The organism is Chitinophaga polysaccharea, from assembly GCF_007829335.1.
GTDB classification, from domain to species: Bacteria; Bacteroidota; Bacteroidia; order Chitinophagales; family Chitinophagaceae; genus Chitinophaga; species Chitinophaga polysaccharea_B.
The window spans coordinates 291543-304137 of sequence record NZ_VIWO01000008.1 but is presented as its reverse complement, the minus strand read 5'-3'; the positions used below and the strand labels follow the sequence as shown (position 1 = coordinate 304137).

The 12595-nt window shown below is 47.4% G+C and carries 8 protein-coding genes; 3 read left to right on the top strand and 5 right to left on the bottom strand.

Annotated features, from left to right (window positions below; all coding sequences use genetic code 11):
- Positions 1 to 22: 22 nt before the first annotated feature.
- The 5 genes from FHW36_RS24735 to FHW36_RS24715 form a co-directional block, all read right to left on the bottom strand.
- On the bottom strand, positions 23 to 2269 hold the full coding sequence (locus FHW36_RS24735; RefSeq protein WP_145673138.1) for a cation:proton antiporter: 2247 nt from the start codon (positions 2267 to 2269) through the stop codon (positions 23 to 25).
- A gap of 212 nt (positions 2270 to 2481) precedes the next feature.
- On the bottom strand, positions 2482 to 2841 hold the full coding sequence (locus FHW36_RS24730) for a helix-turn-helix domain-containing protein (RefSeq protein WP_145673135.1): 360 nt from the start codon (positions 2839 to 2841) through the stop codon (positions 2482 to 2484).
- Positions 2838 to 3386, bottom strand: coding sequence for a hypothetical protein (locus FHW36_RS24725; protein WP_145673132.1), 549 nt, complete (start codon positions 3384 to 3386; stop codon positions 2838 to 2840). The genes FHW36_RS24730 and FHW36_RS24725 overlap by 4 nt, the downstream gene beginning before the upstream one ends.
- 128 nt (positions 3387 to 3514) lie before the next feature.
- Positions 3515 to 4294 carry a response regulator transcription factor gene (locus FHW36_RS24720; RefSeq protein WP_145673130.1) on the bottom strand — a complete coding sequence of 260 codons (780 nt, stop codon included), beginning with the start codon at positions 4292 to 4294 and terminating at the stop codon, positions 3515 to 3517.
- Positions 4276 to 7443, bottom strand: coding sequence for a ligand-binding sensor domain-containing protein (locus FHW36_RS24715; RefSeq protein ID WP_145673125.1), 3168 nt, complete (start codon positions 7441 to 7443; stop codon positions 4276 to 4278). Before FHW36_RS24715 ends, FHW36_RS24720 begins: the two co-directional genes overlap by 19 nt.
- 183 nt (positions 7444 to 7626) lie before the next feature.
- Here FHW36_RS24715 and FHW36_RS24710 point away from each other — a divergent pair, with 183 nt between their 5' ends.
- The 3 genes from FHW36_RS24710 to FHW36_RS24700 are packed head-to-tail and all read left to right on the top strand — an operon-like array spanning position 7627 to position 12570.
- A complete protein-coding gene (locus FHW36_RS24710) occupies positions 7627 to 8649 on the top strand; it encodes a glycoside hydrolase family 43 protein (protein WP_145673123.1) in 1023 nt (340 codons plus the stop codon).
- A gap of 19 nt (positions 8650 to 8668) precedes the next feature.
- Positions 8669 to 10513, top strand: a complete 1845-nt coding sequence (locus FHW36_RS24705) for a glycoside hydrolase family 2 protein (protein WP_145673121.1) — start codon at positions 8669 to 8671, stop codon at positions 10511 to 10513.
- Positions 10514 to 10515: 2 nt separating this feature from the next.
- Positions 10516 to 12570 carry a beta-L-arabinofuranosidase domain-containing protein gene (locus tag FHW36_RS24700; RefSeq protein WP_145673119.1) on the top strand — a complete coding sequence of 685 codons (2055 nt, stop codon included), beginning with the start codon at positions 10516 to 10518 and terminating at the stop codon, positions 12568 to 12570.
- Positions 12571 to 12595 lie beyond the last annotated feature (25 nt).

Here is a 12595-nt window from a genome sequence, read left to right as displayed (position 1 = left end):
CACCCGTCACTTTTTGTGGTTATCATTTATCCTTACTCCTGGAAAACTCCAGGATTTTTTTTCGGTTGCCTACCAGCCACACTACATCTTCCCATTCAAATACGGTTTCAGAGGCCGGGTTCAGGATCTTTTCCCCACCACGGGCAATGCCTACCACCAGGGCTTTCGTTTTTTCCCGGATGCCGGAATTGCGGATAGTCTGGCCTTTCAGACCGTTGTGTTCATCCACCACGAGGCTGGTTAAACCGATATTTTCATCAGCTACATCATCGCTTCTTTCTATGTTAAGGGAAGTTACCACCCGGTTAAATTCTTCCAGCTGGGCTTCTGTGCCAATGGCGGTAATCACATCATGTGGATAAAGTTTCTCGTCACGGGTAGGTGCGTAAATAGTAACATTTCCTCTTTTGATGGCGCCTACATTGATGCCATATTTTTCCCGCAGTTCCAGTTCTATCAATGGTTTGTCTACCAACTCCGACCAGGGATCGATTTCAATTTCTGATACCTGGGCATCCCAGGGCAGCAGGTCGGCGGCGGCCTTTTTTTTAGCGGCAGCATCTGCATCTTCCCGGGCGTTGAGGTTAGCGAGGAAACGTTTTTCTATACGGCTATAATATTTCTGCAATTGGGAGCGTAGCACCAGCAGCACGCAGGCCAGTACCATACCTGTGCCTAAGAGTGCCTGCCAGAACGGGAAATATTGATTTACCAGGAAGCCCACGAGCAATACGGCCACAGTATTACGTACCACTTCCACCACTACTAATGGGCCATGGTTATATTTAGAGTCGAGCCACAGCGCCTTGTAAGAGATACTGGATATTTTTTGCACCATCAGTGCCCAGATAAAAGGCGACATCATGGCAATGCCAATGATCACGCATACCAGCCGCGCCCAGAAAGTATTGTGCAGGTACTTCAGCACAAATGGGCCAATGTAATAAGTGTTGAGCAGGATAATAGCCAGCATAATCACACTGTTGAGCACAATCACCCTTACATAGCTGCGTAATACGATCCGCCAGTCGCTTTCGGCCTGTAAGGTTTGTGAACTGGCGCTATACCGGTTCAGCGCATCCAGCCAGCGGGAGGGGATGATCTTTTCCAGCCAGTTGTATAGCGGCAGGGAAAACTTAATCATATAAGGGGTGGTAAAGGTAGTAACCGCTGAAACGCCCACGGCTACGGGGAACAGGAACTCGCTGGTTACGCCGAGGCTTAGCCCCAGCGTGGCAATGATAAAGGCAAATTCTCCCACCTGTGCCATGCTCATACCCACCTGCACCGCCTGTTTCAGTGGCTGGCCGGATAAGAGGGCGCCCAGTGTAGTACTCAGGAACTTCCCGCTTAATGTTAATAACGTGATCCATAGCACCGGCCACCGGTATTCCACGATCATTTCCGGGTTGATGAGCATCCCTACCGATACAAAAAAGATAGCGCCAAATAAATCCTTTACTGGCTGTATCAGGTGTTCAACTTTTTCGGACGACGTGGTTTCGGCAATGATAGAACCCATGATAAATGCGCCCAATTCTGCTGAAAATCCCACTTTGGTGGCCAGGATTACCATGCCAAGGCAAAGTGCAATGCTGAGTATTAATAATGTTTCGCCATTCATATGGCGCTCCATCTTTTTCAGGAAGGTAGGCAACAGGAAGATACCTGCCAGGAACCAGATGGCCAGGAAAAACATGAGCTTACCGATGGTAAAAAGCATTTCGGTGCCTTCAAACTGGCGGCTTACCGCCATAGTAGACAGTAATACCATCATGAGGATCACCACAATGTCTTCTATTACCAGTACGCCGAATACGATTTTGGTAAAGGATTTTTTCTTGATACCCAATTCTTCAAAAGCACGTATAATGATGGTAGTAGAAGAACTGGCCAGCAATCCTCCCAGGAAAAGGCTGTCCATAAATCCCCAGCCCATGAGTTGACCGGTAAAATATCCGGCCACGGTAATACAGGCTATTTCTACAAATGCGGTGATGGTGGCGGTGCCTCCTACCCGCATCAGCTTTTTGAAACTGAATTCCAGCCCCAGGGAAAACAGGAGGAAAATAACGCCTATCTCCGACCAGGTTTTTATTCCCGCCGCATCCCCGATGGTAGGAAATAAATGAAAGTTCGGACCTACAATGAATCCCGCGATAATATACCCTAGCACCATCGGCTGTTTCAGCCTTCTGAATAATAAAGTAATAACTCCCGCCGCTCCTAAAATTAATGCCAGGTCAATGATCAATGATGGTAGATGCATACAGTAAAAATCGATTTAAGGTTCGTGTGTTGTACGTTTATGGCGATGAAAAATCAGCGCACATATGTGTCAGATGCCAGTTTCCGGATCTTTGAATGATTGCTAATATATCGTTTTTCCTGCGGGGAATCAAGACAAAGTTTTGGTAACAAACGGTAACAGTGGTAGAAAAACGATAGGGTATATGTTTTACGGGCGGGCTTCTGCGGTCATCAGGAGAGCTGGAAATGCTTCCTTTCAACGGCTTTAACTGCGACCGAAGATTTGACCACTTTGATAAGGTCGATGCCAAATACTTTCTCCATGCGCACAATTGTTTGCAGGGTCATGTTTTCATCGCCCCGGAGTATTTTATACATTTCCTCTTCAGAGATATTCATCCGTTTTGCCATGTCAGCCGGTGTAAGTTTTAACTTCGACATCACGGCGATAACCGTCATGATGATGTCTCCAGATTTTACCAGCCAGTCTTTATTGGCTTCCCGGAAGGCTACCCGGGCAAAGAACTCCACGGATTCTTTGCCATCATCACCAGCAGTTAGTTCATTTAGTTTTTTTCTTAATTCGTTCATGACATTGGATTTAAATCTTCAGGAAATAAAATATTTTTCGATTGCAGGAATGTTTTCGTGGTTTCCAGTTTTACTAGCTCTTTTTGCAGATGTGAGGCATCCATATTGTGCGTCAACTTGATACTGCCACCGGTAATAATGAAACAATTCCTGTCCAATCGTAATGCATATAATCTCAGCCAACTTCTCCGTAATTTCGCTTTGCTTTTTTGAAGCGAAATTAGACGGTACTCACTGTTAAACAATGGTTGAAAGATATACTCCAGGTTACGTGTTCTGTCATTGCAATAGCGGACAAGCGTTGTTTCAAATACATCCGCCTCATCAATAGTGGTATCAACGGCATCTTTAATACTGATGTTTCCCCAAAAACCGCTTTCAAGATCAGCGATATTGTGCTCAAAAAAGGCAGATAATGAATATCTGTTTCGCCAAAAATTCATGGTGCAGTTATACTCACTACAGGATGAGTTTAAATAATGCATCGAATACAATCCATCGGAATTACCATGAGTGATGGGAATAAAGATAGGTTTAATCTCCATAAAAATCGAAAGGTTAACTGTTGATAAATCAGGTAACAATTTGATTTTATGGGAATGGAAATCGCTGCAATAGGTTTACAGATGCAGCTTTCAGCAAAAGTACTGAATTTTTTCGCGAAAAAATTTCGCTACTGTCCTTTTTCTGATAGTATTTGTGCTACATAGCGGGAAGGTAGTATCCCGAATTGTTTTTGAAAATTCTTACCAAAATTTGTCACCGATGCAAAGCCGCACAGCTCCGCTACTTCGTTGATTTTATAGGCGCCGGTAGATAATAATGACGCCGCCTTTTTGAGCCTCGCAATATTAATCAGCTCATGCGGGGTGAGATCTGAAATAGCTTTTATTTTTCGATAAAAGGTAGGGCGGCTCATATTCATCAGGTCGGCCAGTTGTTCCACATCGAGGTGGCTATCGGTGAGATGTTGATTAATCTGGTCGTTCAGCTTCTCCAGGAATTGCTCGTCGGCGTTGTTGTACGCCATGCTTCTCAGGTGTACCAGTGGCGTGCTGGCATAGTAGGCTTTTATTTTATGCCGGTTGCTCAGCAAACTGGCTATTTGTGCCTGTAGAAATTCCGGTGAAAAAGGTTTTTCAATATACGCATCGGCGCCCAGCTCCAGTCCTTCTATCTTTGACTGCATGGTGTTGCGGGCGGTGAGCAGTATCACGGGGATATGGCTCGACTCTACCCGCGATTTAATAATACGGCACAATTCAAAACCATCTATTACCGGCATCATTACATCGCTGATCACCAGCTGTACCGGTTGCTCCTGTAATAGTTCCAGGGCAGCGGCACCGTTCAGGGCCGTGGCTATTTTATATTTATCTTCCAGGTCATCGGCAATGAAGGACAGTATTTCTTCATTATCGTCAACCAGTAATATTAACGGTTTGTTTTCCATGTACTCAAATTAAATTCTATCTCCTGGTGAATAGGTAAGGTAAGGGAAAAAATGTTGAGTCCCGCTTCTGTGGGCAGCAGCTCCAGGCTGCCTTTATGGAGCAGGGTGAGCGACTTTGATAATGATAACCCAAGCCCGGTGCCGGATTGCGCCTCCGTGGCCTTAGCCCGGAAAAACGGCTCGAATATTTTTTCTCTCATCTCCGGAGGAATAATATACCCATCATTCTTTACCAGAATGGTAAAGGTAGTATCTGTTGGGCTTACTGGCAACAGGTGTAAGGATGCGCGGGTAGCCGCATATTTGATGGCGTTGTTCACCAGGTTGTCCAGTATTTTTTGTAATGCGGCTGCATCTACATAAGCAAAGAAGTGGAGCGATGATAATTCTATTTTAAAACGAATATTTTTTTGCTCCGCCGCCGGGGTAAAACGCAGGTGGTTTTCTTTCAGCAGTTCAGAAATGTTGGTATGTACAAAACTGAGACTAAAACCATTGATCTCTGTTTTGCGGAAATCCAGCAACTGGTTGGTGAGCTCCAGTAGCCGGTCGGTATTTCGCTCCATAATCCGCAGATTTTTCTGGATGGGCGGTACCTCTTCCGACTTACGGATCACCTTTTCCATAGGGCCTTTGATAAGGGTGAGTGGCGTACGTATTTCATGGGCCAGGTGGGTAAAGAATTCTATTTTTGCCTGGTATATTTCCTTCTCTTTTTCATGTTCCAGCAACTCCATCTGCCGCTTTTGCTTTTGCAACGCCCGCTGATGGTACCAGGATATCATAGCGTATATCATAGCGCCCAATAATAACAGGTAGGCGGCGTAAGCCCAGTAGCTGGCCCAAAAGGGGGGGAGTATTTTTATAAACAATATCCGCGGCGATACGCTCCAATTGCCGCTACTGTTGGCTGCTTTTACCATGAAATGGTAATTACCCGGCGCCAATCGTGTAAAATACGCTTTGCGGTTGGTTGCCAGCAAGGTCCAGTCTTTATCCAGTCCCTCCATCTTATAGGCGTAAGCCGTCATTTCAGGAGAAGTATAGCTGAGTGCTGCAAAGTCAATGCTAAACGATGATTGGTCGTGCGACAATACGATGGTATCGGTATAGGCAATCGATTTTTTTAACACATCGCCTACCTGTGCTTCTTTGTTATACACCTGGAAGCCGGTAATATATACCGGTGCCTGGAAATTGTTGCGCAGAAAGTGATCAGGATTAAAACGGATCATGCCTTTTACACTGCCAAAGTACATATTACCGCTACTATCCTGGTAGGCAGAGTTGTAGTTAAACTGGTCGTTCAATAGTCCGTTAGCTTGTGTAAATACCACTGCACTTGCGGTTTTAGGAGAAAAACAAGCGAGTCCTTTTGAGGTGGTTACCCACAGATGCCCGCTCTTATCTTCCAGCATACCAAAAATCATGTTACTGAGAAATCCATGACGCGTGGAGTAGGTGGTAAACTGCCCGCTTTCGGGATGGAAGAGATCGAGGCCATCGTCTGTAGCCAGCCATAGCCGATGCTGGCTGTCTTCAAAAATCCGGTTTACACGGTTATTGCTCAAACTCCGGCTATTAGCCGGATCATGCAGGTAAAGACCTTTTTTGCCGGTATGCCGGTTGTAATAATATAATCCATCTCTCACCGTGCCCAGCCAGATGGTGCCGGCATGATCTTCAAAGATGGATACATAAAACATATAATCGGGTACTTCGGGCACGGGGTCTATATCGTCACGCTGGCGGTTATACTGGTATAGCCCGCGCGTGGTGGCAATGAGTATTTGCCCATCGCGGGTTTGCAACATGGAATGAATGAAGTTACTGTGCAACTGGTGGGGACCGGGACCAGCAGCATAATGCCGGATAAATTTCCCGCTGCGGATATCCATAATATCCAGTCCATGTTCGAAAGTGCCTATCCAGAGGGAGTCGCCCGTAACCAGTAAGCCGTGGATGTTGGTATGTGATAAGCCCACCGCAGGAGGCGGCACGGGTTTAATATTTACAAAATCGCCGGTAGCCGGTGTAAATTTATTGAGCCCTCCATCTTCGGTACCTATCCACAGATGGCCATATTGATCGTTATGAATTTCCCTGACGGCATTGCCTCCGAGCGACGCTTCACCGGTTTTGGGAAAGAATTTTTCGAAGGAAGTATATTGATGCGGGAAGTAGTTAACCCCGCCAAAGTAAGTACCCGCCCATATACCGCCTTCTTTATCTTTGCACAAACTATACACGGCGTTGTCTGATACAGAGTAAGGATCATTGTATCGCTTTCTCAGGTTCACTACTTTATTACCAGGGAGATGATAAACATAAATGCCAGATTCGGTAGCTACCCAATATTCACCGGGCTGGCGGCAAATGATGTCCCTGGCATATATTTCTGTTTTTTCGGGAGAAATAATGAAGAAGTCCTGGTAAGTATGCGTGCGGGTGTCAAATAGTTTCATGCCCTGGGTAGTGGTACAGATCCACAGGGAATCTTTCCCGATGGCGGCAATCTTGGAAATCCAGTTGCTGTTTACCGCAGGGGAGTGGGAAAATACATCGAAGGTGTTGAAGTTTTTTTTAGCCGGTTCATAAACGGCTACCTTACCATCGATACTGCTTACCCATAACTGGTTATCGCTGTTAATGCAGATGGAAGAAATATTAAGCGGCGTTGGTATAGCATATAAACTATCGGTGGCCGGCCAATAGCGGAAAAGGCGCCCCGAAGAGGTAATCCATATGTTTCCCTGTTTGTCTTTTGTGATGGCATGTATATCACCATTCGTTCTTTTATCCAGTTCCCGGAATTGTTCGGTACGAGGATTATATACAAATACGCCCCGGTCGGAGCCTACATACAACAGCCCGTTATCGTCTTCAAAAAGGCTGAGGATGAAGTTGGCGCCCAGTCCCCCGGGCTTTTCAGTACGTTGGAATACACGGAACGTATAGCCATCGAAGCGGTTGAGCCCGTACATGGTGCCAAACCACATAAAGCCTTGCTTATCTTGTAATGTACAGATCACGGCATTATGCGACAGGCCGTTTTCCACCTGGTAATGCACAAAGCTTTCGGCCTGTCCGTATGTTTTGATGACCGCCAGCAACAGCAGGAAAAAGATATAGCGATAGCCTTTAGGCATGTATATTTAAGTAACTGGTGAGGCTTAAAACTATAGTTTTTTCCGTTAAAAGCTAAAATGATACAAAAGAGATAAAAATTGAGATAAACAGACGCCCGGAAAAACCAGGGAAATGCTTTCTTTGAGGAAGTGTTTAAGCGTGATTTTTACACTTAAATAACGCAGTTGCTAAATGTCCATGTTATGAGAGTATGCCAGCTACTTTCCCTGCTATGTTTATTAATGATCGCCGGTGTTTGCAGGGCTGCCGCAGCTGATACCACCGGGGAATTCACCAACCCACTGTTGGGTAGTGGTCCCGATCCCTGGGTGATACAACATAAGGGATATTACTATTACCTGCATACCACCGGGCATAACCTGGTGATCCGTAAAACCGCGCGGATGTCTGAACTGGGCAAAGCCCCGGAAGTGGTCGTATGGACGCCGCCCCGCAAAGGGCCGAATGTGCGGGATGTATGGGCGCCGGAACTGCACTGGCTCGACAATAAATGGTATTTATATTATACTGCAGGATCTTCAGACAGTATCCATCCCCAGCACACCTTTGTATTGGAGAATACGGCGGAAGATCCTACTGCTGGCACCTGGACTGACCGGGGACAAATAAAAGATACTGCCGCCGACTATTTTGCGATAGACGGAACGGTGTTTACGTATCGGCGCCAGCGTTATTTTATCTGGAGCGGACATAATGGTAAAGATAATGTACAGCGCCTCTATATCGCCCGGATGTCAACCCCCTGGACCCTGGCATCACCGCGGGTGGAAATAGCGGCTCCCCGGTATGCCTGGGAGCAAAACGGGGTGAATGAAGGCCCGGAAATACTAAAGAATAACCAGGGGGATGTATTCCTGGTATTTTCTGCCTGCGGATGCTGGACAGAAAATTATACGCTGGGTATCATGACCCTGAAAAAAAATGCAGATCCTTTACAACCCGGCAATTGGACCAAATCGCCTGAACCCGTGCTGAAAAGCAAACCGGAAAATGGCGCGTTCGCACCAGGGCATAATGGTTTTTTTAAATCAGTAGACGGGCGCGAAGACTGGATTATTTATCATGCCAATTCAAAAGCAGGACAAGGCTGCGGAGGCGCACGTAATCCGCGTATACAGCAGATTACCTGGCGACCCGATGGACGCCCGGATTTTGGAGAGCCCGTGAAAATAAATACACCTGTAAAAAGACCTTCCGGAGAATAAAATCACGATAAGTATACATATGAAAAAGACGTACCTATTTTTTGCGCTGGCATTAGGGTTGGGGTGGAACGCCGCCAACGCTCAGCAGGAATGGAAAATGGTGGCTGGTAAAATTGCCACGCCCTGGAGTGAACAGGTATCAACTGCCGCTACTCTGCCGGAATATCCACGTCCACAGCTGGTAAGAGGCAACTGGAAAAACCTGAATGGCCTGTGGAATTATGCCATTCAACCAAAAGGAAAGGAAAAACCCGCCGCCTGGGATGGAAAGATACTGGTGCCTTTCGCCGTGGAATCGGCTTTGTCAGGTGTAGGCCGCAACGTAGGTAAAGACAATGAACTCTGGTATAATACCTCGCTTACCTTACCCGGCACTATGCAGGGAAAGAAAATATTGCTGCATTTTGGTGCCTCCGACTGGCGTACTACCGTATATGTGAACGGACAGGAAGCCGGTCAGCATGAAGGTGGCTTTGATCCATTTACACTGGATATTACCTCCCTGGTTAAAAAAGGCAAACAAGACATTGTAGTGCGGGTATGGGACCCCACCAATGAAGGCCCGCAGCCAAGAGGTAAACAAGTAGTAAAACCAGAAGGCATCTGGTATACGCCTGTAACCGGTATCTGGCAAACGGTATGGATAGAAGCTGTAGCAGATACTTATATTGCCGGTACCCGCCAAACACCGGATATTGATCAGCAAACGCTTACCGTAACACCCAATGTAGCCAATGCAAAAGCCGGGGATGTAATAACAGTGGCTGCTTTCGACGGCGCCAATAAAGTTGCCGAGCAAGTGATCAACGGCGACAATGCCGTGCTGAAAATTGCGTCGCCTAAACTGTGGTCACCAGCATCACCTTTCCTGTATGATCTCAAACTAACGGTAACGCGTAAAGGAAAAGTAATAGACGAAGTGAAGAGTTATTTTGCCATGCGCAAATCTTCTATCGGTAAAGATGCCAATGGTATTCAACGTATGTTGCTGAATAACCGCTTCGTATTCCAGTTTGGCCCGCTAGACCAGGGCTGGTGGCCCGACGGCTTATATACCGCGCCTACAGATGAAGCCCTGAAATACGATATCGTGCAAACCAAAGCCATGGGCTTTAACATGATCCGTAAACATATCAAAGTAGAACCTGCCCGCTGGTATTATTACTGCGATCAGTTAGGTATGCTGGTATGGCAGGATATGCCCAGCGGTGACCTGGGTAATGGCTGGGAACCGCGTCCCGGTATTATCGACCGCGCTAGCGATCAGCATCGCTCGCCCGAATCGGAAGGCTACTACCGGAAAGAATGGAACGCTATTATTGACCACCTGTACAACTATCCGTCTATCGTAGTATGGACCCCATTCAACGAAGCCTGGGGCCAGTTTAAAACGATGGACATTGCCCAGTGGACCATGCAGAAAGATCCTTCCCGCCTGGTGAATACTGCCAGCGGTGGTAACTTCTACCCTGTAGGACCTATCATCGACCTGCATAATTACCCTGAGCCAGCTATGCCGGATCCGGCTGTTTATGGCGACAAGCGCGCTATTGTGCTGGGTGAGTTCGGGGGACTGGGATTGCCGGTAGATGGGCACGTATGGCAACAAAAAGATAACTGGGGTTACCAGAGCTTTAAGAATGCCAACGACCTGTTTAAACGTTACAGTGGATTTACCGATCGCCTGGAAACACTGATCAAACAAGGACTGTCGGCCGCTGTATATACGCAGACCACCGATGTGGAAGTAGAGATCAACGGTTTAATGACCTACGACCGTAAAGTGCAGAAGGTGCCGGTTGAACAACTGAAACAGGTACATCAGAAATTATATAACCCGGCACTGGTAACCTTAAAACCCTGATAATGGAACAACGAAAGAAGTTTGGTTTATTGATTCTTTCTGTTTTTTCTGTGGGAATAACACCGGCGGATGCATCGCATCCGCCGGTTACCAGTGCAGACACCTCGTCGTTTGTAGCGCCTGTATACCGCCCGCTACCGCTGGGCGCTATCAAGCCCCAGGGATGGTTGCGGCATCAGCTGCAAATCATGCGCGACGGCAGCACCGGCCACCTGGATGAGGTATACAATAAGGTAAAGCAAGACAATGGCTGGCTGGGCGGAAAAGGCGATGGATGGGAAGAAACGCCTTACTGGCTTGATGGCGCCGTGCCCCTGGCGTACCTGCTGGACGACAAAGCCCTGCAGCAGAAAGTAAAAAGATATATTGACTGGACCTTGCAACACCAGCGGCCTTCCGGATATTTTGGGCCGGTTACCAATGTGGAGCGGTCTGGTAGTGTAACCATCAACGTGAGTAACGCCGACGAGGGCGAAGATTGGTGGCCGAAGATGGTGATGCTAAAAGTAATACAACAGTATTATACGGCGACAAATGATACCCGCGTTTTATCTTTTATGACGCGGTACTTTAATTACCAGCTACAGGCATTGAAAAAATGTCCGTTGGGTAAATGGACCGAATGGGCTACTTCCCGGGGGGCAGAGAATGTAATGATCGCACAATGGCTGTACGGGATCACTAAAGACAAGCAACTGCTGGAATTGGCGAACCTGCTGCAATCGCAGGCATTTGCCTGGAGCGACTGGCTGGGCAGTCGCAGTTGGGTGATAGACGCCGCTGCCCAACAAAACGACCAGCACTGGATGCGCCGCCACGGCGTAAATGTGGGGATGGGACTCAAGGCGCCTGCGCTGGATTATCAGCGTACCGGCAACAAGAAGTACCTGCAGGACCTGCACACCGGTTTCGCCGACCTGATGTACCTGCACGGATTGCCCATGGGTATTTTTTCTGCTGATGAAGACCTGCACGGTAACGCCCCTACGCAGGGAACTGAGCTATGCGCCATCGTAGAATCTATGTTCTCCCTGGAAGAAATTATCGGTATCACCGGCGACCCCCTTTATATGGAGGCGCTGGAGCGAATGACCTTTAATGCCTTGCCAACGCAAACCACCGACGACTACAACAATAAGCAGTATTTCCAGATGGCCAACCAGGTCAATATCAAAAGGGGCGTATTTAATTTTTCCCTGCCATTTGACCGGGAGATGAATAATGTGTTGGGCATGAAAAGCGGTTATACCTGCTGCCTGGCCAATATGCACCAGGGCTGGACGAAATTCGCTTCCCACCTGTGGTACAGCACCGCCGGTAATGGCCTGGCCGCACTTACTTACAGTCCCAATGAAGTAACGGCTAAAGTAGGAAAAACAAATACTGCCGTAACGATTAAAGAAGTAACCGCTTACCCTTTTGATGAACAGGTACGTTTCGACCTGGCGATGTCACAGGCGGTAGCATTTCCTTTACAACTGCGTATCCCCGCCTGGTGCGAAGAAGCGGTGGTGATGATTAACGGCGAGAAAGTACGTAGTGAAAAAGGCGGCCAGGTAATTACCCTGCAGCGCAATTGGCGCAACGGCGACCAGGTAATCCTGCAATTGCCCATGCAGGTGCGTACCTCCAACTGGGGCCGTAATTCACGTGCCGTGGAAAGAGGTCCTATCGTATATGCGTTAAAGTTAGGAGAGCGCTGGGAAAAAGGGCATGATGAAGCGGAAGGGGATTATTTCAGTGTATATCCTACAAATGACTGGAACTACGGTCTCCCGGAAAAAATTATTCAATCACCCGCACAATACCTGAAGATAACGCAGGTGCAATCAGTAACTGACCAGTTTGTCTGGAACCTGGAGCATGCCCCTGTAACCATTACCGCCACAGGGAAGAAGATCCCGGAATGGAAGCTGGTGGATGATGTAGCGCCGCAACCCGTAACAGATAGAAATGGTATTTATAAAGGTCGTGTAAACGAGCAGGAAGAAACCATCAGCCTGGTACCGTATGGATGTACCAAGGTAAGAATCGTAGCATTTCCCGTTGTTAAGTAATTATTTGAAAGATCAACCAAAACTG